The following is a 1,303-nucleotide window of genomic DNA, read 5'->3' as shown; positions in this document are numbered from 1 at the left end:
CGCTTGACCATACGCTCGCCATGCACTTCCAGAATGCGCGAAGCCGCCAGCCCGCCCATCAGCGCCTGCCTGACCTTGGCCGGATCCGCGCCGGCTTTCGAAGCAAAAACAAGCGCTTCGGCGACGGCTTCAATAGTCAGCGCAACGACGATCTGGTTGGCCACCTTGGTGGTCTGGCCAACGCCGTTGGGCCCGACCAGGGTGATGTTCTTGCCCATCTTCTCGAACACGGGCTTGGCGCGCTCGAAGGGTTTCTCCTCGCCGCCGACCATGATGGTGAGCGACGCCGCCTTGGCGCCAACCTCGCCGCCCGAGACCGGCGCGTCGAGATAGTCGCAGCCTAGATCGTTGATTTTCCTGGCAAAAATCTTGGTCTCGATCGGTGAGATCGAGCTCATGTCGATGACCAGCTTGCCTTTGGTCAGACCGGACGCGACGCCATTCTCGTTAAACAGCACATCGGCGACCTGCGGTGTGTCGGGCACCATCAGAATGATGATGTCGGCGGCCTTCGCCACGGCAGCATGGCCGGTGACTGACGTTAGGCCCTTGGCGACGAGATCGGCTGAGAATTTCGATCGATGGTCGCTGGCTATGACCCTGTAGCCCGCGTCCAACAGGTGCCCCGCCATCGGTGCGCCCATGATGCCGAGGCCGATGAAGCCGATGGTTTCCATTTTGGTTCTCCAGTTGCTTGTGTGAAACGCCCCCTCATCCGGCCGCTAGCGCGGCCATCTTCCCCCGAGGGGAGAAGAGAAGCCGACGTTGGTGCCTGTCTCTTCTCCCCTCGGGGGAAGGTGGCCCGAAGGGCCGGATGAGGGGGCGCGGCGTTGGCTAGGCCGCAGCACTTCCCTGCCCGGCTAATGCTTGAAACCACCCCAGCCCAGCCTCCGTCCCGGCCTTCGGCTTGTATTCCGCCCCGATCCACCCCGAATAGCCGATGCGGTCGATGTGCTCGTACAGGAAGGGAAAATTGATCTCGCCCGTCCCCGGCTCGTGACGGCCTGGATTGTCCGCAAGCTGGATATGCGCGATGCGGTCGAGGTTTACCTCGATGGTACGGGCGAGATCCCCCTCCATGATCTGCATGTGATAGATGTCGTATTGCAGGAACAGGTTCTTCGACCCGACACGGTCGATAAGCACCAACGCCTGATCGGTATAATTGAGAAAAAAGCCCGGGATATCGCGCGTGTTGATCGGCTCGATCAGCAGCCTGATGCCGGCCTGCTCCAGCTTTTCCGCCGCGAAGGCGAGGTTTTCGGCAAAGACGTCCTCCAGCACCTTGCGATCGGCGCCGGCG

Annotated in this window: 2 protein-coding genes; both read right to left on the bottom strand. The window is 61.7% G+C overall.

Annotated elements, in window-relative coordinates; genetic code table 11:
- Positions 1-677 (bottom strand): NAD(P)-binding domain-containing protein (locus EN991_RS36630; RefSeq protein ID WP_127370543.1); only part of this gene is annotated, 677 nt, incomplete at its 3' end.
- Positions 678-834: 157 nt separating this feature from the next.
- Positions 835-1,303 (bottom strand): TIM barrel protein (locus tag EN991_RS36625; RefSeq protein WP_164769681.1); only part of this gene is annotated, 469 nt, incomplete at its 5' end.

The sequence above is a fragment of the Mesorhizobium sp. M7A.F.Ca.US.005.03.2.1 genome, assembly GCF_003997795.1.
GTDB lineage: Bacteria > Pseudomonadota > Alphaproteobacteria > Rhizobiales > Rhizobiaceae > Mesorhizobium > Mesorhizobium ciceri.
The sequence above is the reverse complement of the archived record's forward strand: the minus strand, read 5'-3'. Positions and strand labels throughout refer to the sequence as shown.